This window comes from Pseudomonas sp. PS01300 (assembly GCF_029960155.1).
Lineage (GTDB): Bacteria > Pseudomonadota > Gammaproteobacteria > Pseudomonadales > Pseudomonadaceae > Aquipseudomonas > Aquipseudomonas palmensis.
This window is the reverse complement of record NZ_JASCPN010000046.1, coordinates 1-21,382: the sequence shown is the minus strand read 5'-3', so window position 1 is coordinate 21,382 and position 21,382 is coordinate 1. Positions and strand designations below refer to the sequence as shown.

The window sequence follows — 21,382 nt, the reverse complement described above, 5'->3', positions numbered from 1 at the left end:
CTTAGGGGATAGGCATCGCCGCTTATCCACCGCCGAGGCTGCACATGAAAACCGTGAAAGAGCTGCTCAATACCAAAGAAGAAAAACACCATGCGGTACACACCATCAGGTCGCACCAGACGGTGCTCGAGGCACTGATGGTGATGGGCGAGAAGAACGTCGGCGCCTTGCCGGTGGTCGATGACGGCCAGGTGGTCGGGATCATCAGCGAGCGTGACTACGCCCGCAAGATGGTGCTCAAGGGACGTTCGTCGGTGGGCACGCCGGTACGCGACATCATGAGCGCACCGGTGGTCACGGTAGACCCGCACCAGAGCGTGGAGGTGTGCATGAACCTGATGACCAACAGCCACCTGCGCCATCTGCCGGTGGTGGAGAACGGCCAGCTGATCGGTCTGCTGTCGATTGGCGACCTGGTCAAGGCGGCGATTGCCGAACAGGCCAACCTGATCCTGCAGCTGGAGCAGTACATCCGCGGCGAATGAACCTCAGCGGTATTCGCCCTCCAGCTCGTCGAGCTGGTGGTCGAAGCTGCGCAGGCGCGCCGACCAGGTGTACACCAGCACTTCGAGGTCGCGGTTGAGCACGGCGCTGCCGCGCCCGGCACTCTGCTGCGAGTCGCACAGGTCGAGCTGGTAGCGTTCGCGGGCCATGGCCGTGGCCACGCTGGAAAGTTCGCGGGCGTTGTTCAGCCAGTAGCGGTGGCGCCCGCGGGTCTGCTGGTCGAGCTGCTGGCACTGGCGCTTGAGGGCTTCGAGGCTCTGTTCGAGCGGGGTGCCTTCAAGCTCGCCCATCACTTCCTGAAAAGTGCGCCCCGGCTGCCAGTAGCTGCCCCAGAAGTAGCGGTCGAATACGGTTTCGACCCGGCGCAGGGCAACCTTGGTGTTCCAGATGGCCACCAGGGTGCGGCCCTGCTCTAGCTGGCGCTTGCGCACCTTGAGCTGCTGCCAGCTGCTCCAGGCCAGGGCCGTGAGGGCCAGCGCCGCAATCACGGCGGCGGCCGCGTACATGAAGCGCATGGCCTCCACCAGCTGGTAGAGCTGGCGAACGCCGTAGAAATAGCCGGTGCTCAGCAGGCCCAGGGCGGTCACGGCCGCCCAGAAGCCGGGTGCGTAGGGATCTTTCATTGGCGCCATCCCCTTATTGTTTTTCTGAGCATAGCAACGCCAACTGCAGGTACAGGTGCCGCTCAGCGCTTATTTGCGGGGATTGCGCAGCGCCTCGTTGAGCTGGTCGAACTGAACGGCCCAGTCGGCATCCTCCAGAATCGCCTCCTTGAGGAATTCGCGCTGTGCCGGCGTCCAGAACGGCGCATCCACCAGCTTGATGTCGCCCTTGAGCGGCGAGTGGCTGGTGATGAACTGGTCGATGCCTTTGGGATCATCGGGCAGGCCAAGCTGCTTGAACAGGGCGCTAAAGCTGTGGGTAGGTGCTTCCATGGGTCACTCCTTCTGGACGTCAGGCCGGGTTGAATGGGGTAGACAGCGCACAGGTCGTTCGAGGTCAGTCGGGTTGGCGTTTAATTTCACCGCCGGTCCCGACCGCTGGAGTTTAGTCGCTGCAGTTGCGGTACATGCAGACGGTCCGATGCCGATGGCGTCGCTCGAGGGTGGGTGGGGGCCGCTTTGCGGCCCAATCGCGGGTCAAGCCCGCTCCCACAAGGATCACCGCTGCCCATGTGGGAGCGGGCCAGAATGGCCCTGCAAGATAGCGGTTGCTACCAGCCGCCGCCCAGCGCCAGGAACAAGCCGATCTGCCCCATCGCGACCTGGGTATTGGCCGCCGCCAGCTGCGCACGCATGTCGGTGTAGGTGCGCGTGGCCTGCAGGTCGGCCAGGAACGATTCACGCCCGGCCTTGAAGAACCGGTGGGTCTGGTCGGCCGCCAGTTGCGCCGAGCGCTCGGCCTCGGCCAGCGCGTCGCGCCGGTCAAGCAGCGCGCTGTACTGCGCCAGGCTGGTCTGGGTCTCGCGGATGGCGTTGAGCACCACCCCGTCGAAATGCGCCAGCGCCGCCTGGGTCGAGGCCTCGGCCTGGCGAATGCGTGCCCGCGAACCATTGGTGGGCACGGTCCAGGTCAGCAGCGGACCAAAGCCCCAGCGGTTGGTCGCCGGCTTGCCCAGGTTCTCGAGGATGCCGATGGTGCCCACCTGCGCGCCGATGCTGATGTCCGGGTACAGCTGCCCGGTGGCCACGCCGATGCCGGCGGTGGCCGCCGCCAGGCTGCGTTCGGCCTGGCGGATGTCGGGGCGGCGCTTGAGCAGCGCGGCGCCATCGCCCACCGGCACACGTTGCGCGATGTGCGGCAGTTCGGCGCAGTGCGCGGTACCCGCCGGCAGTTGCTCGACCGGCTTGGCCAGCAGCATCGACAAGGTGTACAGGCCCGCCTCGCGCATGGCCTGGTAACGCGGCAGTTCGGCGCGCAGCGACTTGAACTGGGTCTCGGTGCGCGTCACCTGGGTTTCGTCACCGCGCCCGGCATCGCGCAGGCGCTGGGTGAGGGTCACGCTCTGCTCCTGCAGGTCCAGCGAGGCCCGTGCGATGTGGTATTCCTCGTTGGCCGCGCACACCTGGGTGTAGGCCCGCACCACATCCGCCACCAGGGTGATGCGGGCGGTGTCGGCGGCAGCCTGGGTGGCGTCGGCGTGGGCCTGGGCGGCCTCGACGCCGCGCTTGAGCGTGCCCCACAGGTCGAACTGGTACGAGGCGCTGAGGATCGCCTCGCCGATGTTGGCCACCGGCACCTTGTCGGGTTGCAGAAAGGCTTCGCCGGACTCCTGCAGGCGCTGCGCACCCAGCTTGACCCCGCCATTGAACCCGCCCTGGGCCTCGGCCTCCTCGACCTGTGCCCGCGCCCGCGCGATGTTCGCCGCGACCACGCGCAGTTCGGTGTTGGCGGCCAGCGCCTGGTTGACCAGCGCGTCGAGACGCGGGTCCTGGTAGAGGTGCCACCAGTTGGCGGGCACCGGTGCCGAGACCACGCTGTCGGCGTCGCTGCGCAGCGCGCCCTGCAGGTCGCCGCGATTGACCGCCGCCTCCTTGGGCACGCTGTAGTCGGGCCCGACCATCTGGCAGGCCGACAGCAGCAACCCTGCGCCCAGCAGCGCAAAGCGTTTCATCGGGCGGCATCCTCGATGATCGACACCGTGGCAGTGCGCCCGGCGATCATGCGAAAGTTTTCCGGCACCTCGTCGAATGCGATGCGCACCGGAATGCGCTGCGCCAGGCGCACCCAGCTGAAGGCCGGGTTGACGTTGGGCAGCAGGTTGGCGCCACTGCTGCGGTCACGGTCCTCGATGCCTGCGGCGATGCTCTGCACCCGACCGCGCAGGCGCGCGTCGTCGCCCATCACGCGGATATCCACGGCCTGGCCGATATGGATGCCGCCCAGCTTGGTCTCTTCGAAATAGCCATCGACGTGGTAGGAGTTGCTGTCGACCACCGACAGCACCGGGCGCCCGGCGCTGACGAACTCGTGGGCGCGCGGGGCGCGGTCGTTGAGGTAGCCGTCGACCGGGCTGCGTACCACCGAGCGGTCGAGGTTCAGCTGCGCCGCGTCCACCGCCACCTGCGCCTCGGCCAGGGCCGATTGCGCGCGGGCCTGGCGCGACTGGCTTTCTTCGAGCTGCTCCTGCGCCACCAGGTTGCCCAGGCCACGGTTGCGGCGCGCCTCGCGCTGCGCCTGGGCCAGGGTTTCACGGCGCTCGGCCAGGGTCGCCTGGGCCTGGCGCAGAGCCAGGTGAAAGCGGTCCTGGTCGATGCTGAACAGCACGTCGCCGCGCTTGACCACCTGGTTGTCGCGTACCGACACCTGCTGGATCAGCCCGGACACATCGGGGGCGATCTGGATCACGTCGGCGCGGATGTGGCCGTCGCGGGTCCAGGGGGCGAACATGTAGTACAGCACCATCTGCCACACCAGCACGGTTGCCAGCGATACCACCAGCAGGGTCAGGACCACGCGGCCCAGGGTCAGTAAGGGTTTTTTCATGGCAGCATCAGGCTTCGGCAAAAGTGGTCGACCGTGCCCAGCAGCACGGCGTAGAGAGCAACGTTGAACAGCGCCCGGTGCCAGACCAGGCGGTAGAAGTGCAGGCGCGTGAGTACCGCGTGCACCCCCAGGAACAGCACATAGGTGAACACCATCATCACCAGCAGCGTGGGCAGAAATACCCCGCTGATATCCAGTTCACCGATCACAGGGGGGCTCCATCGATGCCGTAGGGCAGTTGCGGTTGATCGTCGGACGGTTCCAGCACCACCTCCACCCCCGGCAGCAGCGCCAGGCGCAGGCCGCTCAGGGCATGCAGCAGGTGCACGCGGGTTTCCCCGCAGTCGGCCATGGCCTCAAGGTTCAGGGCATGCCGCGCACGCTCCATGCTGCGCAGCAGGTCGGCCGGCGCATGCAGGCGGCGGCGGGCCTTGAGGCACGCCTGAAAGTGCGCACCCACCTCAGCGATCACCTGCGCCAGCGCCGCCTGTGCCGACGGCGTGGCCCGTGGCATGTAGGCCAGCAGGTCGAGCAGGTTGAGCCCCACGCGCAGGTCGCGCAGCGCGCTGTTGGTGTCCTGGCCGGTCTGGGTCAGGCGCGGCAGGTGCTGCATCAGGCGGTCGAGCATCTGCACGCCGAGGCGCCGGTGTTCGGCCAGGCTGGCCGGGCGGGTCATGCCGACGATGTCGTGCCAGCTGAAGCGGGTCAGGCGCTTGGCCGCCAGCTCCACGCCGAACGGGCGCACCACCAGGGTCCAGACGAAAGCGAACAGCAGCCCCACCGGGCCGGCCAGGTTGGCGTTGGCAAAGGTCAGGAAGTCCGCGTCGTAGGCGCCCTGGATGCTGATGAACGAGGCGGTGTTGACGATGGTGAGCAAGGTGCCCAGGTAGAAGCGCGGCTGCACGGTGAGGGTGCCGACGCAGATGAACGGCACGGCGAACGCCAGTACCAGCATCGGGAAGTCATGCAGGTTGGGCAGCACCAGGAACAGGTAGAGGCTGGCGAACACCACCGACAGGGTGGTCCAGAAGAAGAACCGGTAGATCTGCGGCGCGGGATCGTCCATGGCCGCGAAGAAACTGCACGCCACCGCCGCGAGGATCACGGCGCTGGCGCCGTCGGGCCAGCCGAGCAGTATCCACAGCGCGGTGGCGGCGAGGATCGCGGTGAAGGTGGAGAACACCGAGTAGAGCATCAGCCCACGGTCGAAGAACGGCGTCAGGCGGCCCAGGCGCCAGTGCCGGTACACCGCGCGCCAGGGCGACAGGTCTTCGTCGCGGATGGCGTGCTGCAGGCTGCAGCAGTCTTGCCACAGGTCGATCCATTCGCCCAGCCGGTAGAGGGCATTGGACAGCAGCAGGCCGGGGCGCTCGTCGAGGGCGGCGACACTCGGTTGCAGGCGTTCGAGCTGCTCGCGCAGGGCCGTCCAGCGCGCCACCGAGGCGTCTTCGGCGCTGGCCTGCAACCAGCTGCGGGCCTGCTCCAGCAAGCCTTGCAGTTGCGCCGCCTGGGCCGGGGCGCGGCCTTCGAGGGCCAGCAGCGCGTCGTCGAGGGCGTCGATCACCGGGAACAGGTGGATCATGCGCCCGCGCAGCTCGCGGGCATTCTTGACCGTCTGCGGCCGCGCGCCCTCGTGGGACAGCTGGCCGATCATCATCTCCAGCGAGTTGAAGGTGGTGACCATCGAGGCGCGCAGCCCGCCCACGGTTTCGGGCGTGGCCTGGCGGGCAAGAAAGGTGTCGCAGTAGCGGATCGCCTCGGCGAACCAGTTGCCGGTGGCGCCGACCACCACCGGGGTGAGCCGGCGCGGCCAGAAGATCGCCCCGACCACCGCCGCGCAGACGATGCCCAGGCAGATTTCCTGGGCCCGCGAGGAGGCGATGTCGAATACCGCCAGCGGGTTGTCCACCACCGGCAGGGCGATCATCGGCAGGGTGTAGCCGGCCAGCATCAGCGCGTAGCTGTTGGCGGTGCGCAGGTGCAGCGAGAGAAACAGCAGGGTGCCGGTCCACAGGGCGATGGCGCAGGTGAGCAGCACCGGGGTCTGAACCAGCAGCGGCACCAGGAACACCGCCCCCGCCGCGCCCAGCAGTGTACCCAGGGCGCGGTACAGGGCCTTGGAGCTGGTGGGCCCGACGAACGGGCTGGAGACGATGTAGACCGTGGCCATCGCCCAGTAGGGGCGCGGCAGTTGCATGAGCAGGGCGATGTACAGGGCGATCATCGACGCGGCGAAGGTGCGCACGCCGTAGAACCAGTCCCGCGCCGGCGGCATGGAGCTGAAGAAGTCCTTCATGAAGGCACGCCCGGCGAGCGCTGCGCGGCGTCTTCGAAGGCGCGCACCACACGCAGCGCCGCTTCGAGGTCGGCGGGCGGGATGTCGTGCAGCACCTGGCGGCGCAGGCGCACCAGCTCGGCCTCGATCGCCTCGGCCAGCTCGCGCCCGCGCGGGGTCAGGCTCAGGGCCTTGGCGCGGCGGTCACCGGGGGCTTCGCTGCGGCATACGAAACCGGCGCTGCACAGCTGGTCGAGCAGGCGCACCAGCGACGGGCTTTCAAGCCCTGCGGCCTGGGCTACCGCCACCTGGTGCACGCCATCGCCCAGGCGCACGATCATCAGCAGTGGTACCGCGCAGGCTTCGGAGATGCCGTAGCCGACCAGCGTGGCCTGGCAGATGCGCCGCCAGTGACGGCTGGCCGCGACCATGCCGCTGCTGATGTTCAGTTGCAGTGCATCAAGATTCATGGGCAAGGTGTCGAGATTCATAGTTTGCTAACTATCAATATTCTTCGATCAACGCCCCGGGCGTCAATAGCGGCAATGCGGCATCCGTCGGCCGAGGTCAGCGCCGGTACTGGTCTTCGTGTTTCAGGGTCAGCGCCCGCGGGCTGCCCAGGCTGATCGCCCGGTCACGCCAGAACAGATAGCGCATGGGGTTGCCGGCCACGCTGAAATGCATGGCCAGTTCCTCGGCCGCCGGCATCACCCCCGCTGCGGCCGCCAGCTCCAGCCAGTACACGGCGAGCCTGGCATCGGCCCGCACCTGCTGGCCATGCAGGAGGCGGTAGCCGATCTCGAACCGGCAGCGCCCATCGCCGCGCTGGGCGCCCTGCATGAACCAGTCGTAGGCGCGCTGCGGATCGACCTGCCAGGTTTGCAGGTGGGTATCGCAGATCTCTTCTTCGTAGAGGTCGCCCAGCGCCGCGGCGGCTTCGTCCAGGCCGCGCTCGAAGGCCTGCCGGTAGCACTCGGCGGCGCTGGCGTAGGCGATGGTCACGCCCTTGCCGAAATAGTGCTGCTGGCCCAGGTTGTACCAGGCCACCGCACTGCCCTGCAGCGCCGCCATGCGCAGCAGGCGCCCGGCCAGGGCCGGTTCGGCACGCCAGTACTTGCCGTTGAGCCATACCCAGCCGAGGTCGTTGAGCGCCACCACGCTGCCATCCAGCGCCTGCTGGCGCAGGTCGGCATACACCACCTGCAGGTCGACGGCTTCGTCCAGGCGGTTGACCAGGCAGAAGCCCCTGCCGAGCACCGCACGCTGGGCCGGCATGCCGATGCCGGCCGTGTGGCGCTGGGTCTGCCCGCCCGGATCGGGGGCGATCGCCCTGGGCAACAGCCGCGCGAGCAGTGGGTAGATGGTGCTGGCAGCAGACAACGGTTCATCCCTGACTGACCGGTGGGTGGCCCATGCCACCCTGTGAGGCAAGCCTAGACAAGGACGCGCACTTTTGTCGCCCCGATGCGCTCAGCGCTGCATGCCCCAGCGCCGTACTGTGACGCGCTCGAGGGTATTGAACACCAGGCTCTCGACCAGCAGGCCGATGAGGATCACCACGGCCAGGCCGGCGAACACCTTGTCGGTGTACAGCTCGTTGCGGTTCTGGAAGATGTACCAGCCCAGCCCGCCCTTGCCGCTGGTGGCACCGAACACCAGTTCGGCGGCGATCAGGGTGCGCCAGGCGAACGCCCAGCCGATCTTGAGCCCCGACAGGATCGACGGCAGCGCCGCCGGAATCAGGATGTGCACCACCAGACGCAAGCCGCGCAGCCCGTAGTTGCGCCCGGCCATGCGCAGGGTTTCGGACACACCCATGAAGCCGGCATAGGTGTTGAGCGCCAGCGCCCACAGCACCGAGTGCACCAGCACGAAGATCAGGCTGTTGTCGCCCAGGCCGAACCACAGCAGCGCCAGCGGCAGCAGGGCAATGGCCGGCAGCGGGTTGAACATCGAGGTCAGGCTGCTGAGCAGGTCGCGGCCGATCTGGGTCGACACGGCCAGGCTGGTGAGGCCGAAGGCCAGCACTATGCCCAGCAGGTAGCCCTTGAGCAGCACCACCAGCGACACCCCGACCTTGGCCGGCAGTTCGCCGCTGAGCAGGCCGTCGTACAGCGCCGCGGCGGTTTGCAGGAAGCTGGGCAGCAACAGGTCGTTGCCCTGATAGCGCGCCACGGCTTCCCAGGCCAGCGCCAGCAGGATCAGGATCAGGCTCTTGCGCAGCCAGCCCTGTTGCCACAGGCGCTGGCCCAGGGGCAGCTCGCGTTCCAGCGGTACGCTGAGCAGGGGTTCAAGGGTGACTTCGTACTCCTGACGCGGAGCCGGTGCAGAGGTGGTCATCGGTGGGGCTCCCGGTCAGTAGGCGATGCGGATGTCGGTGAAATCCAGGGCGGCGTCCTGCTCGGCGGCGGCATCATCGTCGAACAGCAGACGATGGATGCGCCGCGCGCTGGCCTGGAAGTCGGCAGCGCCCAGGCTGTGCAGGTCGTACTGGTGACTGTGGATCTCGGCGCGCACGCGCCCCGGGTGCGGCGACAGCAGCAGGATGCGGTTGCCCACCACCAGCGCCTCCTCGATGGAGTGGGTGACGAACAGCAGGGTGAAGCGCACCTCCTCCCACAACAGCAGCAGTTCTTCCTGCATCTTGCGCCGGGTCAACGCGTCGAGGGCGGCAAAGGGTTCGTCCATGAGCAGGATCTTGGGCTGCATGGCCAGCGCCCGGGCGATGGCCACGCGCGCCTTCATGCCGCCGGAGAGGGTGTGCGGGTATGCATCGGCAAATGCCGCCAGGCCGACCTTGTCCAGGTAATGCAGGGCGCGCTGTTCGGCCTCGGCGCGCTTGAGCGTGCCGGAGGCCAGCAGCGGGAACATCACGTTCTGCCTGACGGTTTTCCACGGCGGCAGCTGGTCGAACTCCTGGAACACCACGATGCGGTCCGGGCCCGGCCCGTGCACCGGCTGGCCCTGCAGGCGGATCGCGCCCTCACGGGGCTCGATGAAGCCGGCCACGGCCTTGAGCAAGGTCGACTTGCCGCAACCTGAGGGGCCGAGCAGGACGAAACGGTCAGCCTTGTCCACTTCGAAGCTGACCTGGTGGGTGGCCCGCACCACGCGCTGGGCGGTGCGGTATTCGAGGCTGAGGTTGTCCACCTGCAGCAGCGCCGGTGCGCTCACGGGGCTCAGGTTGCTGGCCGTGTGGCCTGGCAAGCGGGCGGTCATGCGCTCAGCTCCCCTGCAGTGGCTTGGCGTCCTGGAAGAAGTAGTCCTTCCACGATTCGGGTTTGTGCTTGATCGCGCCGATGCGGTACATGAAGTCGGCCAGCTTGTAGGTGTTCTTCGGCGTGACGCTGAATTCGTATTGCGGGTTGTCGATGATCTTGAGCAATGCCTCGCGGTCGATCTTGGCCTTGGTCACGCGAATGTAGGTATCGGCCGCCGCGCCCTTGTCGTGCTGGGCGAAGTCGGCCGCCTCGGCCAGGGCGTCGACGAAGGCCTGGTAGGTTTTGGGGTTGTCGTTGCGGAATTTTTCGGTGGCGAACAGCACGGTGGGCGAGTTGGGGCCGAGCAGGTCGTAGGTGTCGAGCACCACGTGCACGCTCTTGTTGGCCAGCGCCTGGTCCTGGAACGGCGGGTTGGAGAAGTGCGCATTGAGCTCGGTGCCGCCGGCCAGCAGCGCGGCGGTGGCGTCGGGGTGCGGGACCGCCAGGGTGTACTTGTCCAGGCGCGCGTAGTCCTTGTCGCCCCACTGCTGGGCGGCGGCGTACTGCAGGAAGCGCGACTGCACCGAGACGCCAACCGCCGGCAGGGCGATGCGGTCCTTTTCGGTGAAGTCGGCGATGGTCTTGACGTTGGGGTTGCTGCTGACCAGGTAGTACGGGAAGTTGCCCAGCGAGGCCACGGCCTTGACGTTCTGGCGGCCGTAGGTGCGGTCCCAGATGGTCAGCAGCGGGCCGACGCCGGCACCGGCGATGTCCACCGAGCCGGACAGCAGCGCGTCGTTGATCGCGGCGCCGCCCGAGAGCTGGGTCCAGTCGACCTTGATGTCGATGCCCTGGGCCTTGCCGTGCTTCTCGATCAGGTGCTGGTCGCGCACCACGTTGAGCAGCAGGTAGACGATGCCGAACTGTTCGGCGATGCGGATTTCACCTTCGGCCTGGGCCGTGGCGGGGGCGACGAGGCTGCCGGCGAGCAGGCTGACGCCCAGGCCGATGCTGGCCGCCAGGCGGCTGATTGAGTTGCGCATGCGGTACTCCTGAAGACGGGTCAGAACGGGGCGTCGCCCTGGATGGTGGTGCGGTACAGCTTGCGGCGCAGGTGCGCGGGGCAGCCGGCGGCCAGGTGGATCAGCGAGCGGTTGTCCCAGAACACCAGGTCGTGGGGCTGCCACTGGTGGCGGTAGATGTTGTGTTCGAGCACGCTGTGGGCGTACAGCTCGGCCAGGATCTGGCGGCTTTCGTCCTCGGGCAGGCCGACGATGCGGGTGGTGAAGCCCTCGCTGACGAACAGCGCCTTGCGCCCGTTTTCCGGGTGGGTACGCACCACCGGGTGGATCACTTCCTGCACCTGGGCCAGTTGCTCGGCGGTGAGCGTGGGGCGCCAGTTGCCTTCGAATTTGGTTTCGCTGTAGCGCGCGGTGTAGGAGTGCGCGGCGCTGCGGCCTTCGACGGCGGCACGCAGGTGGGCGGGCAACTGGTCCCAGGCCTTGTGCATGTCGGCGAACAGGGTATCGCCGCCCTCGCTGGGCAGCTCCTGGGCATGCAGCATCGAGCCCAGGCTGGGCAGTTCCTTGTAGGAGAGGTCCGAGTGCCAGAACTTGCCGGCATCGCCCAGGCCGATGTTCTGGCCATTCTCGATGATGTTGGAGACGATCAGGATCTCGGGGTGGCCGCCGAGCAGGAACTGCTTGAGCACGTGGATCTGCAACACGCCGAAACGGCGGCTGAAGTCGATCTGCTGCTGGGGGGTGATGCGCTGGTCGCGGAACACCACCACATGGTGGTCCAGGTGCGCGCGGTGGATGCGCGCAAAATCGCCAGCGTTGACCGGACGGCTCAGGTCCAGGCCGATGATCTCGGCGCCCACGGCACCGGCAAACGGACGAATCTCGAAGGCTTGGGGTTGGGCGCTGTCGGTGTACGACAAGGCGCCAGGGGCCGCTGACATATCTTTTCACTCCCACGTGTCGGGTCGGTAACTGCGCGTGGAAATAAATATAAATGCATAAGAAAAATAATTTAAATACCTTTAGAGAATAAGCATAGAGAGGGTTGTCCGCCTCGCGTGGCCTATGCTGCTGAGGCCATCAAGCAGATGTCATCAGGGGGAAAAGCCATGTTCTATGTGCAACGCGACACCCGTGGGCAGATCGTGCGGTTGGAGTCGACGCCCTTTGCCGAGGAGAACGAAGCACTGCCCAACGATTCGCCGGAGGCCCAGGCCTGGTTTGCCAAGAAGCTGCAGCAGAGCGACCTGGACATGATCCGGGTGCTGGAGGACTTGATCGAGGTACTGACCAGCAAGGGCGTGATCAGCATCACCGACCTGCCGGCGAGCGCACAGGCCAAGCTGCTCAGCCGTTCGAGCGCGCGCCAGACCATGGGGGGTTTGAACAAGCTGATCGATGAGGAGCGGCCGTTGATCTAGCAGCTTCGCCGGCCAGGCAGGCGCCTGCGGGGTTCACCGCCGCCTGCAGGCGCCGGCGTGGCCGGCGAAGAAGCCACTACGGCGCCCAGGGCCGGGGCTCGCCGATCAAGCGCCCCTGCACCCCGAAAATCCCCATTTCGCGCAGCACCTCCAGTTCACCTTCGGTTTCCACCCGCTCGGCAATCAATGGCAGGTCGATGCTGTGCGCTGCGCGCTGGATCGCCTCGATGAACAGGCGCTTGTGCGGCTCCTGATCGATGGCGCGGATGAAGCTGCCGTCGACCTTGAGGTACGCCAGGCCCAGGTGCGCCAGGTTGCCGATCATGCTGAAGCGCCCGCCAAAGTGCTGCAGGCTCAGCTTGAAGCCCAGCGCGCCCAGTTGCCGTGCCAGCTGCTCGAGCGCGGCCTGGTCGGGCAACTGCTCTTCGCCGATCTCCAGGGTCAGGCGCGGGCCCAGCGCCGCATGACGCCCCAGCAGCCCGTACACCGCCTGCAACGCCTGGGGGTCGGCCAGAGTGGCCGCCGACAGGTTCAGCGCCAGCGCCTGGTCATGGCGCTGCAGGTGGGCCAGCACCTGTTCGAGCATCAGCAGGTCATGCCGGATCGACCAGCCGAAACGCTCGAGCCAGGGCAGGAAGCGCCCGGCGGGGAGGGTTTGCCCATGCCCGTCGGGCAGGCGCGACAGCACCTTGTACTGCAATACGCGGCCCAGCTCGTGCGTCGCCACCACCGGCTGGAAGAACAGCTCGAAGCGGCGCTGGTCGAGGGCGTGTTGCAGCAGGGCATGCCAGTCGTGGTCCAGCAGCGCCGGGGTGTGCGCGGGCAGGCAGACCCACGTCGGCAGCTGCTGGCTCTGCGCCTGGGCCAGGGCTTCGTCGCAGCGCTCGAGCAGGGCCTGCGGGGCGTCGCCCGGGCTGTAGGGGGCCAGGCCGATCCAGGCCACCGGGTTACGGTCGGAAGCGCCGGTGTCGTACAGGCTGTGCAGGGTCTGCTCCAGTTCCTGGGCCAGGTGCACGGCCTCGTCATGCACCAGCCCCGGTGCCAGCACGGCGAACTCGCCGCCACGGCTACGGGCGATCAGGTCGAGGGTTTTGGGATAGTGCGCGCACACCCGCTGCACCTGCTGCGCAAGAGCCTGCAGCAGGGCATCGGTGCGCTGGCCGCCCAGGCGCAGGTTGAGCCCGGCCAGGTCCTGCACGTGCACCAGCATCAGGTAGCCGGGGCTATCGTCCTGGGCGCTGAGCCGGGCAGACAGCTGCATCTCGAAGAAGCGCCGGTTGCCCAGGCCGGTCAGGCTGTCCTGCCAGGCCTCGGCGCGCAGGGCTTCACTGCGCTGGGCCTCCTCGAGAAACAGCGCCTTGAGTTTCTCGACCATCTGGTTCATGGCCTGCACCACCCGGCGCAGCTCCGGGGTGCGCGGCAGGCGCGGCGCACTGAGGAACTCGCGACGCGCAATGGCCTGGGACTGCGCCACCAGGTAGTCCAGCGGTCGCAGCTGACGGCGCAGCAGCAGCGCCCCCAGCAGTGCACTGACCACCCCGCAGGCCAGCAGCCAGGCCAGGCTGCCGAGCGCGCTGCGCCACAGCTTGGCCAGGGCGAACATCGGGTGGCTGACCACCTCGACCCGCGCCGCCTGCTGCCAGCCGCGGCTGACGATGGCATCGCCGCCGGCCGGCTCCAGGTTGATCAGGCGGATGAACCAGGCCGGCACACCGCTGCTGTCCGGCTCGGCGTGACGCTCCACCAGCAGGGCATTGGGGCCCAGGTCGATCACGCGGATGCTGGCGTAGTAGCCGCTGTCGAAGATGGAGCTGACCATCAGCTCGACCATTGCCGGGTCGTCGATGTTCGGCGTGAGCGACAGCGCCAGCGCGGTGGCGGCGTCCTGCGCATGCGCGCGCAGCTGATTGACGTACTGGCTGCGCGAGCTTTCCAGGCCGACCATGAAGCTGCCGCTGAAGGCGACCACCAGAAACAGGCAGATGGCGAGCAACAATTGCTTGAACAGTGACATCCGCAATCCTCAGTAAGCCGGCTCGGTGGGAAACCCCTCGGCCTGCATCTTCTTCAACAGATCCTGCCAGCGCGACAGGCGCTTGCTGTCGCCGACCTTGCGATTGCCACCCGCCCCGGTCAGCCACAGGCCCTCGCCATTGAAGGCATACACCGGCAGCAGGTCGGTGCGCTGGCTGGCCGGCTCGATGGTGTCGATCAGGCTGTCGAGCACCAGCGGCATCGCCTCTGGAGTGGAATAGTAGGTCAGGACCATGTGCGCGCGATTCTGGCGCAGCGCCTTGACGTAGGTAATGCGCAGTTTCTCGCTGGGGATACCCAGGCGGCGCAGGCTGAAATACTTGGCGATGGCGTAGTCTTCGCAGTCGCCGGCGCCCTTGATCAGTGACTGGATCGGGGTGGACCAGTAGTCGGCCTGCTGCCACAGTTCGGGGTCTTCGACGTAGCGCAACTGGCGATTGAAGAACTGGTTGACCACCTGCAGGCGCTCGGCTTCGCTGCCTTGGCGCTGGGTGGCAAGCAACTGCTGCCAGGCATCGATACGCTGCTGGCCGGCACCAAGGGGGCCGTACAGGGCCTGGGCCTTGCGGCTGATCTGGGAAAAGTCCCAGTCCGCGCGCAGGTTGCCCAGCAATACGCAGCCGAGCAACAGCGCCAGGCCAGCCCGGCGCGGGGTCAGAGGCAAAGCCCAACGTATCGCCAAGGCCGGCGGTCCATGCAGATCGTGGAATCGCGATGGTGCAGGCTGGGCGGGCAAAAGACAATGGCGCACGGCGGCAAGCTTCCAAAGCGCTGCGACTTCATTCAGGATAGCCGCCGCGAACGCCCGCAGGCCCGCGCCGGCCTGAATTTGACAGGCGCAACCGTCATCACTAGGGTCATTGGATCCAATCTTTGCTAGCAGGGCAGTCAGCGTGGCCGAAAAAATCAAACTCCTGAGCATTCTGGGTGACGAGCAGGTGCCTGCTCACCTGGCGCGCAGCGTGATCGAAGAGCGCCTGCGCAGCGCCATCCTCGACGGGCGCCTGGCACCCGGCATGGCGTTGCGCCAACAGGAGCTGGCGACGCTGTTCGGGGTCAGCCGCATGCCGGTGCGCGAGGCCCTGCGTCAGCTGGAGGCGCAGTCGCTGCTGCAGGTGGTTGCGCACAAGGGCGCGGTGGTGGCCCCGCTGATCAGCGAAGATGCGATGGACTCCTACGGGCTACGGGTGATCCTGGAGAGCGAGGCGCTGCGCCAGTCGATCCCGCTGCTGGACGCCGAGGACATCGCCCTGGCCCGGGGCTACATCGAGCAACTGCAGAACGAGACCCGGCACGCCGAAATGGGCCAGCTCAACCGCCTGTTGCACATGGCCCTGTACCGCAAGGCGCCCAATCAGAAGTTGCTGCGCCTGATCGACAACGAGTTGAGCGAAGAGGCGCGCTTCCTGCGGTTTCATCTGTCGTCGATGGGGCTGGGCAAGCTGACCCAGGACGATCACATCGCGCTGGTGGACGCAGCCCAGGCCGGCCAGGTGGACGAAGCTGTACAGCTTCTGACCCAGCACCTGGACAAGGGCATGCAGGCCATCAGGCAGTACCTGGCCAGCCAGCCGCAGGGCTGAACGCGCCGCCGGGTCGGTCAGTGGTTGCAAATTGCGCAAGGCCCCATAACAATGAGACTAATTATCATTTATGACCTTGGTTGCAGCGCGCCTTCATGTCCTCCCACGACTCTGTGCACAGGCTCTATCAGCAACACCACAGCTGGCTGAACACCTGGCTGCGCTGCCGCCTGGGCAATGCGGCCGATGCCGCGGACCTGGCCCAGGACACCTTCGTGCGCCTGCTGCAGCGGCGCGAACAACTGGAGCTGAATGCACCACGCGCATTCCTGCGTACCATCGCACGGGGGCTGGTGATCGATCACTGGCGCCGCGAAGAGCTGCAGCGTGCCTACCTCGAAGCCCTGGCGCAGCTGCCCGAGGCCGAGGTGCCATCAGCGGAAACCCGCGAGCTGCTGCTGGAGCTACTGGAACGCATTGCGTGCCTGCTCGACGGCCTCAGGCCCAAGGTGCGCACCGCGTTCCTGCTGGCCCAGTGCGAAGGGTTGAGCCACAAGCAGATCGCCGAGCAGATGGGTATCTCGCTGCGCTCGGTGGAGCGGTATGTGGCCGACGCTCTCTATCACTGCTACCTGCTGCGCTATGAACCCTAGCCCGCGCGTGGTCAAGCAGGCCATTCACTGGATGCTGCGGGTGCGCGAGAACGGCGCCAGCCCGCAGTTGCAGGCCCAGTGCGAGCAGTGGCGCAGCGCCAGCCACGAGCACGAACTGGCCTGGCAGCGGGTGCACAGCCTGCAGCAGGAAATGAACCTGCGTGCGGTGCCGGGCGCCGGTGTCGTCGCCCTGCAGACCCTGGAGAACAGCCAGCAGCGGCTGCACCGGCGCCAGGCCCTGAAGCTCCTGGGCGGCGTGGTGATGCTTGGCTCAGCGGCCTGGGTCAGCAAGGACGTTGGCCTGCTCGACCCGTGGACCTCGGATTTCGCCACGGCCACCGGCGAGCGGCGCAGCGTCCGCCTGCCCGATGGCAGCCTGCTCAATCTCAATACCCATACCGCGGCAGACCTGGCCTTTGACAGCCGCCAGCGCCTGGTGCGCCTCAAGCACGGGGAGTTGATGCTGACCTGCGCCGAACACCCGCTCGGCCCGGCTGGGCGGCCGTTGCTGGTGCAGAGCCGCGATGCGCTGCTCGAAGGCTTCGATGGGCGCTTCGTGGTGCGCCAGGAGCGCGACTGCACCCGCGTCACGGTCAGCCAGGGCAAGGTGGCGATCCATCACCCCGGCCCCGCCGGGCTGCAATGGGTGGCTGCTGGCGAAGCCTTCCTGGTGAATGCCCAGGGCGCCACGCCCGTGGCGCAGCAGAACATGGACCCCGGTGCCTGGGCCGATGGCCTGATCGTCACGCGCAACATGCGCCTGGGGGACTTCATCGACGAGGTGGCGCGCTACCGCCACGGCTACCTGAGCTGCTCCGACGATATCGCCAACCTGCGCCTGTCCGGGGTATTCCGCCTGGAAGACACCGACAAGCTGCTGCACCTGCTGCCGCAGACCCTGCCGGTGCATGTCAGCTATCGCACGCGCTGGTGGGTACGCCTGGAACGCCAGGCGTGATGCGCTGATTTTTTTGGCGGGTTTTGTCGGCACGTCCGGCTAGGACAGTAAGCGACTCCCTTCTGCCCTTACCGACCCTACGGATGCTCTTCATGCGCGATACCCTGGCCCAGCCGCGGCTCACTGACAGTAATGAGTTTCAACCTCTCTTAGATTCACGCCTGGGCAAGGCGGTGCGCGCCGCACTGTTCGGTACCGCGCTGGGCCTGGCCAGCGTGCCGATGGTAGTGATGGCCGAACCTGCGGGCAGCGCCAGCCAGCAGTACAACATCCCCGCCGGCTCGCTGGACGAAGTGCTGAACCAGTTCGCACGCCAGGCCGGCATCACGCTGTCGAGCACCCCGCAGATGACCCAGGGCGCGCAATCGCCCGGCCTGCAGGGCAGCTACGCCACCGACCAGGCGCTGCGCCAGTTGCTCAATGGCACGGGGCTGGAGGCGGTGAGCCAGGATGGCACCAGTTATGTGCTGCATGCGGCCCCGCAGGACGCCGCACTGGCATTGCCTACCACCGACGTGCGTGGCTTTGCCTTGGGCAACGCGCTGGGCAGCATGGAGGGCTACAACGCCACCCACAGCCAGATCGCGACCAAGACCAGTACCGCGCTGCTGGAGACCTCGCAGTCGGTGTCGGTGGTGACCCGCCAGCAGATGGACGACCAGGGCGCACAGACGGTCTCGCAGACCATGCGCTACACCCCGGGCGTGCTGACCAACCCGTATGGCGCGACCCACCGCTATGACTATGTGGCCATGCGCGGCTTCAACGATGGCTCGGTGGACAACATCTACATCGACGGCCTGAAGTCGATGGGTGACAGCGGCACCTTCAGCACCATGCAGATCGACCCGTACTTCCTCGAGCGCGTGGATATTCTCAAAGGTCCGTCGTCGGTGCTGTATGGCCGCAGTTCGCCAGGTGGCCTGGTGGCACTGACCACCAAGAAGCCACTGTACGAGATCTTCCGCCAGGTGCAGGCTACCGTCGGCACCCAGGGCCAGCGTGGGGTGGGCTTCGACTTCAGCGGCCCGCTGGACGACGACAAGCGTATCGCCTATCGCCTGACCGGCCTGACGCATCAGTCCGACACCCAGTTCGATCACAACGAAGAAAAGCGCTATGCGCTGGCGCCGACCCTGAGCATCGATTTCACCGAGGACACCTCGCTGACCTTGCAGGCCTACCTGCAAAACGATCCGGAAGGCGGCTACCACGCCGGCGTGCCCGCCGATGGCGCGCTGCACAAACGCAACGGCCAGCGTATCTCGGAGCACTTCTTCGAGGGCGAGCCGGGCATCGACAGCTACGAGCGCAATCAGCAGTCGTTCGGCTACCAGTTCGAGCATCGCTTCAACGACGTGTTCACCGCACGCCAGAACTTCCGCTACCTGGACTCGACGGTGAAGATGGACCAGGTGTACGCCTGGGGCTACGAGTCGCCCACCAGCAACAAGCTGAACCGCTACTACACCGGTGCCGACGAGAAACTGCACTCCTACATCATCGACAACATGCTGCAGGCCGAGTACTTCACCGGCGCGGCCAAGCACACCACGCTGGTGGGCCTGGACTACCAGCGACGCAAGACCGTGGTGGACTGGAGCAGCGGCGGCCTGGCGTCGATCGATGCGTTCAACCCGCAGTACGGCAATTCGCAGATCACCTATTACGCACCGACCAGCTACACCCGGCGCCTGCAGCGGACCGGCATCTACGCCCAGGACCTGATCGAGATGGACAAGTGGCGCTTCTCGCTGGGGCTGCGGCAGGACTGGGTGAAGACCTCCGATGAGAATCGTATCGCCGAGCCTACCCGCCCACTGGGCACCAAGATCAGCGATGACCGCACCAAGCTCACCGGCCGCGCGGGCGTGCTGTACCTGTTCGACAACGGTATTGCGCCTTACCTGAGCTATTCGGAGTCGTTCAACCCCAACTCCTACGCCGATGCCGCCGGCAACCCGCTGGCACCGACCGAAGGCACCCAGTGGGAGGCCGGTATCAAGTACCAGCCGCCGGGCACCGACAACCTGTTCACCGCCTCGGTGTTCCGCATCGAGCAGGAGAACCTGGCCACCAAACAGCCGCAGGACGACTTCTACTACCCGGTCGGGCAGGTACGCTCCCAGGGTCTGGAGCTGGAAGCGCACATGCAGTTGAGCGAGAACCTCAAGGTGCTGGGCAGCTACACCTTCACCGACATCGAGTACAGCAAGACGATGCCGAGCACCCTGGCTGGCAGCACACTCGACAACAAGGGCAACTCGCCAACCCAGGCGCCAAAGCACATGGCCTCGCTGTGGGCGGACTACAACTTCCGCCAGGGGGTGCTGGACGGTGTGCGCGTAGGCGGTGGCGTGCGTTACGTGGGCTACAGCTGGGTGGATGCGGAAAACACCATGAAGGTACCGTCGTACACCCTGTTCGATGCGTCGGTTGGCTACGACCTGGGCAAGGTCGGGCTCAAGGGCGTGGATGTGCGGCTCAATGCCAACAACCTCACCAACGAGAGCTACATCGCCTCGTGCGCGAGCCTGAACTACTGCTACATGGGTGAAGAGCGCAATGTCAGCGCCACGGTCAGCTATCAGTTCTGACCACACCCCCGTGAGCCGCAAAGCCAGTGCCTGATTCCAGGCGCTGGCTTTGTCGCATCTGGCGACCTGATCTGGAATCCTTTTATATGCGCCACCTCTACGTATTGCTGCACCGCTATATCGGCCTGGCCACCGCGCTGTTCCTTGCCCTGGCAGGGCTCACCGGGAGCGTGCTGGCGTTCAACCACGAGATCGACGAATGGCTGAACCCTTCGTTCTATGAAGCCCCGGCGCAAGGCCCCCGCCAGGACCCCGGCAACCTGGTGGACAAGGTGCAGGCCGAACACCCGCGCCTGCAGGTGTGGTACATGGAATACCCCGACGAGCCCGGCCATTCGGCGTTGCTGGCGATGGTGCCGCGCAACGACCCAGCCACCGACAAGCCGTATGCCGAGAAGAACACGGTGTTCTACCTCGACCCGGTCAGCGGCCAGACGTTGGGCCAGCGCTACTGGGGCGAGTGCTGTTTCTCGCGGGAGAACTTCATGCCGTTCGTCCTCGAGCTGCACTACAACCTGACCCTGCCGGGCAACTGGGGGCTGTGGCTGATGGGCGTGGTGGCGATCCTGTGGGTGCTCGACTGCTTCATCGCCCTGCTGCTGACCCTGCCCCGTGGTCGTCCGTTCTGGCGCAAATGGAGCACGGCCTGGAAGATCAAGGGCGGGCATGCGTATCGACTGAACATGGATATCCACAGGGCTGGGGGCTTGTGGCTGTGGCTGCTGCTGTTGCCGGTGGCCGTCAGCAGTGTGGCGATGAACCTGCCCAGCCAGGTGTTCAAGCCGGCAGTGTCGCTGTTCTCGCCGGTGGAACCAAGCGTCTATGAGGCCCGTGGCAGGCTGCCCAGAGAAGAACTGGGGCAGACCCAGCTGACATGGCATCAAGCCCATCAGCTGGCGCAGCAGGAGGGCCAGCGGCTGGGGCTGACGGCGCCGATCGGCGAGTTGTACTACAGCTTCGAATACAACTTCTATGGCGCCGGTTTCGGACAGCACGACACCGATGCCCAGGGCAAGTCGTGGTTGTTCTTCCATGGCACCGACGGGCGCCTGCTGGGGCAGGAGATCGCTGGCCAGGGCACCCTCGGGGAACGCTTCTACCGGCTGCAACTACCCATACATGGCGGCAGGATCCTCGGCACTACAGGCCAGGTGATGATCGCGGTGCTGGGGGTAGTGATCGCGGTGCTGTCGGTGACAGGGGTGTATATCTGGTGGCGCAAGTTGCTGGCGCGGCGCAGTAGCCGGGCTCGGCGCACTGCATAGACTGAAGGTCGGCTCCTGCAGCCCATTGTGTGCAGGGGCCGGCCTGGCCGGTGCAGAGGGTGGCAGGAACAACCCGCTACCCTAGCCCCTGAAAAGACAAAACCCCTGTCTGCAACGCAGACAGGGGTTCTGGAATTGAATCTTGACGATGACCTACTCTCACATGGGGAAACCCCACACTACCATCGGCGATGCATCGTTTCACTGCTGAGTTCGGGATGGGATCAGGTGGTTCCAATGCTCTATGGTCGTCAAGAAATTCTGTGTGCTGGCCCGTACATTGCGACGTGCCGGCGAATTCTTGATGCTTCTACTCTAAAGACAAAACCCCTACCTGCAGATGCAGATAGGGGTTTCGGAATTTAATCTTGACGATGACCTACTCTCACATGGGGAAACCCCACACTACCATCGGCGATGCATCGTTTCACTACTGAGTTCGGG

The 21,382-nt window shown here is 66.3% G+C and carries 21 protein-coding genes and 1 rRNA gene; 7 read left to right on the top strand and 15 right to left on the bottom strand.

The annotated features are described in order from the left end of the window. Positions 1-44: 44 nt before the first annotated feature. Positions 45-485, top strand: a complete 441-nt coding sequence (locus QMX96_RS19665) for a CBS domain-containing protein (protein ID WP_043861317.1) — start codon at positions 45-47, stop codon at positions 483-485. A gap of 3 nt (positions 486-488) precedes the next feature. Here the strand turns inward: QMX96_RS19665 and QMX96_RS19660 are convergent, their stop codons facing one another. From QMX96_RS19660 to QMX96_RS19605, 12 genes are all read right to left on the bottom strand, one after another. Next, positions 489-1,127, bottom strand: coding sequence for an NADH:ubiquinone oxidoreductase subunit N (locus QMX96_RS19660; protein ID WP_282362260.1), 639 nt, complete (start codon positions 1,125-1,127; stop codon positions 489-491). Between the two features lie 69 nt (positions 1,128-1,196). After that, on the bottom strand, positions 1,197-1,439 hold the full coding sequence (locus tag QMX96_RS19655; protein ID WP_043861319.1) for a DUF2789 domain-containing protein: 243 nt from the start codon (positions 1,437-1,439) through the stop codon (positions 1,197-1,199). Positions 1,440-1,717: 278 nt separating this feature from the next. Then, positions 1,718-3,118: an efflux transporter outer membrane subunit gene (locus QMX96_RS19650; RefSeq protein ID WP_282362259.1), complete on the bottom strand. Its 1,401-nt coding sequence runs from the start codon at positions 3,116-3,118 to the stop codon at positions 1,718-1,720. After that, positions 3,115-3,990 (bottom strand): HlyD family secretion protein, encoded by an 876-nt coding sequence (locus tag QMX96_RS19645; protein ID WP_054915882.1) that lies wholly within the window; start codon positions 3,988-3,990, stop codon positions 3,115-3,117. Before QMX96_RS19645 ends, QMX96_RS19650 begins: the two co-directional genes overlap by 4 nt. Then, entirely contained in the window at positions 3,987-4,199 is a 213-nt protein-coding gene (locus QMX96_RS19640) for a DUF1656 domain-containing protein (protein ID WP_043861322.1), read from the bottom strand. The genes QMX96_RS19645 and QMX96_RS19640 overlap by 4 nt, the downstream gene beginning before the upstream one ends. After that, on the bottom strand, positions 4,196-6,286 hold the full coding sequence (locus QMX96_RS19635) for an FUSC family protein (RefSeq protein WP_282362258.1): 2,091 nt from the start codon (positions 6,284-6,286) through the stop codon (positions 4,196-4,198). Before QMX96_RS19635 ends, QMX96_RS19640 begins: the two co-directional genes overlap by 4 nt. Next, positions 6,283-6,735 (bottom strand): MarR family transcriptional regulator, encoded by a 453-nt coding sequence (locus tag QMX96_RS19630; protein ID WP_043861339.1) that lies wholly within the window; start codon positions 6,733-6,735, stop codon positions 6,283-6,285. Before QMX96_RS19630 ends, QMX96_RS19635 begins: the two co-directional genes overlap by 4 nt. A gap of 97 nt (positions 6,736-6,832) precedes the next feature. Continuing rightward, positions 6,833-7,645: a tetratricopeptide repeat protein gene (locus tag QMX96_RS19625; RefSeq protein WP_274096584.1), complete on the bottom strand. Its 813-nt coding sequence runs from the start codon at positions 7,643-7,645 to the stop codon at positions 6,833-6,835. 90 nt (positions 7,646-7,735) lie between these two features. Further along, positions 7,736-8,605 (bottom strand): ABC transporter permease, encoded by an 870-nt coding sequence (locus QMX96_RS19620; RefSeq protein ID WP_054915880.1) that lies wholly within the window; start codon positions 8,603-8,605, stop codon positions 7,736-7,738. Positions 8,606-8,620: 15 nt separating this feature from the next. Then, the gene (locus tag QMX96_RS19615; protein WP_043861326.1) at positions 8,621-9,484 is read right to left on the bottom strand and encodes an ABC transporter ATP-binding protein; all 864 of its coding nucleotides are present in this window, start codon (positions 9,482-9,484) and stop codon (positions 8,621-8,623) included. Between the two features lie 4 nt (positions 9,485-9,488). After that, the gene (locus QMX96_RS19610; RefSeq protein WP_043861327.1) at positions 9,489-10,508 is read right to left on the bottom strand and encodes an ABC transporter substrate-binding protein; all 1,020 of its coding nucleotides are present in this window, start codon (positions 10,506-10,508) and stop codon (positions 9,489-9,491) included. A gap of 20 nt (positions 10,509-10,528) precedes the next feature. After that, a complete protein-coding gene (locus tag QMX96_RS19605) occupies positions 10,529-11,428 on the bottom strand; it encodes a TauD/TfdA family dioxygenase (protein ID WP_043861328.1) in 900 nt (299 codons plus the stop codon). A 168-nt stretch (positions 11,429-11,596) separates the two neighbouring features. Between QMX96_RS19605 and QMX96_RS19600 the strand changes: the two genes are divergently transcribed. Further along, positions 11,597-11,908, top strand: a complete 312-nt coding sequence (locus tag QMX96_RS19600; RefSeq protein ID WP_043861329.1) for a hypothetical protein — start codon at positions 11,597-11,599, stop codon at positions 11,906-11,908. A gap of 76 nt (positions 11,909-11,984) precedes the next feature. On the opposite strand, the gene lapD is transcribed toward QMX96_RS19600, so the two are convergent. Next, positions 11,985-13,922 carry a cyclic di-GMP receptor LapD gene (lapD, locus tag QMX96_RS19595; RefSeq protein WP_282362256.1) on the bottom strand — a complete coding sequence of 646 codons (1,938 nt, stop codon included), beginning with the start codon at positions 13,920-13,922 and terminating at the stop codon, positions 11,985-11,987. 9 nt (positions 13,923-13,931) lie between these two features. After that, entirely contained in the window at positions 13,932-14,624 is a 693-nt protein-coding gene (gene lapG, locus QMX96_RS19590; protein WP_043861331.1) for a cysteine protease LapG, read from the bottom strand. 211 nt (positions 14,625-14,835) lie between these two features. On the opposite strand from lapG, the gene QMX96_RS19585 reads away from it, so the two are divergent. From QMX96_RS19585 to QMX96_RS19565, 5 genes are all read left to right on the top strand, one after another. Then, positions 14,836-15,525 carry a GntR family transcriptional regulator gene (locus QMX96_RS19585; RefSeq protein WP_043861332.1) on the top strand — a complete coding sequence of 230 codons (690 nt, stop codon included), beginning with the start codon at positions 14,836-14,838 and terminating at the stop codon, positions 15,523-15,525. A gap of 95 nt (positions 15,526-15,620) precedes the next feature. After that, entirely contained in the window at positions 15,621-16,118 is a 498-nt protein-coding gene (locus QMX96_RS19580) for a sigma-70 family RNA polymerase sigma factor (protein ID WP_054915945.1), read from the top strand. After that, the gene (locus tag QMX96_RS19575) at positions 16,108-17,076 is read left to right on the top strand and encodes a FecR family protein (RefSeq protein WP_043861333.1); all 969 of its coding nucleotides are present in this window, start codon (positions 16,108-16,110) and stop codon (positions 17,074-17,076) included. Before QMX96_RS19580 ends, QMX96_RS19575 begins: the two co-directional genes overlap by 11 nt. 92 nt (positions 17,077-17,168) lie before the next feature. Beyond that, on the top strand, positions 17,169-19,673 hold the full coding sequence (locus QMX96_RS19570; protein WP_282362254.1) for a TonB-dependent siderophore receptor: 2,505 nt from the start codon (positions 17,169-17,171) through the stop codon (positions 19,671-19,673). Positions 19,674-19,759: 86 nt separating this feature from the next. Further along, positions 19,760-20,938: a PepSY domain-containing protein gene (locus tag QMX96_RS19565; RefSeq protein ID WP_043861335.1), complete on the top strand. Its 1,179-nt coding sequence runs from the start codon at positions 19,760-19,762 to the stop codon at positions 20,936-20,938. 140 nt (positions 20,939-21,078) lie between these two features. Here the strand turns inward: QMX96_RS19565 and rrf are convergent. Continuing rightward, positions 21,079-21,194: ribosomal RNA gene (gene rrf, locus QMX96_RS19560) — 5S ribosomal RNA — on the bottom strand. Positions 21,195-21,382: the final 188 nt, after the last annotated feature.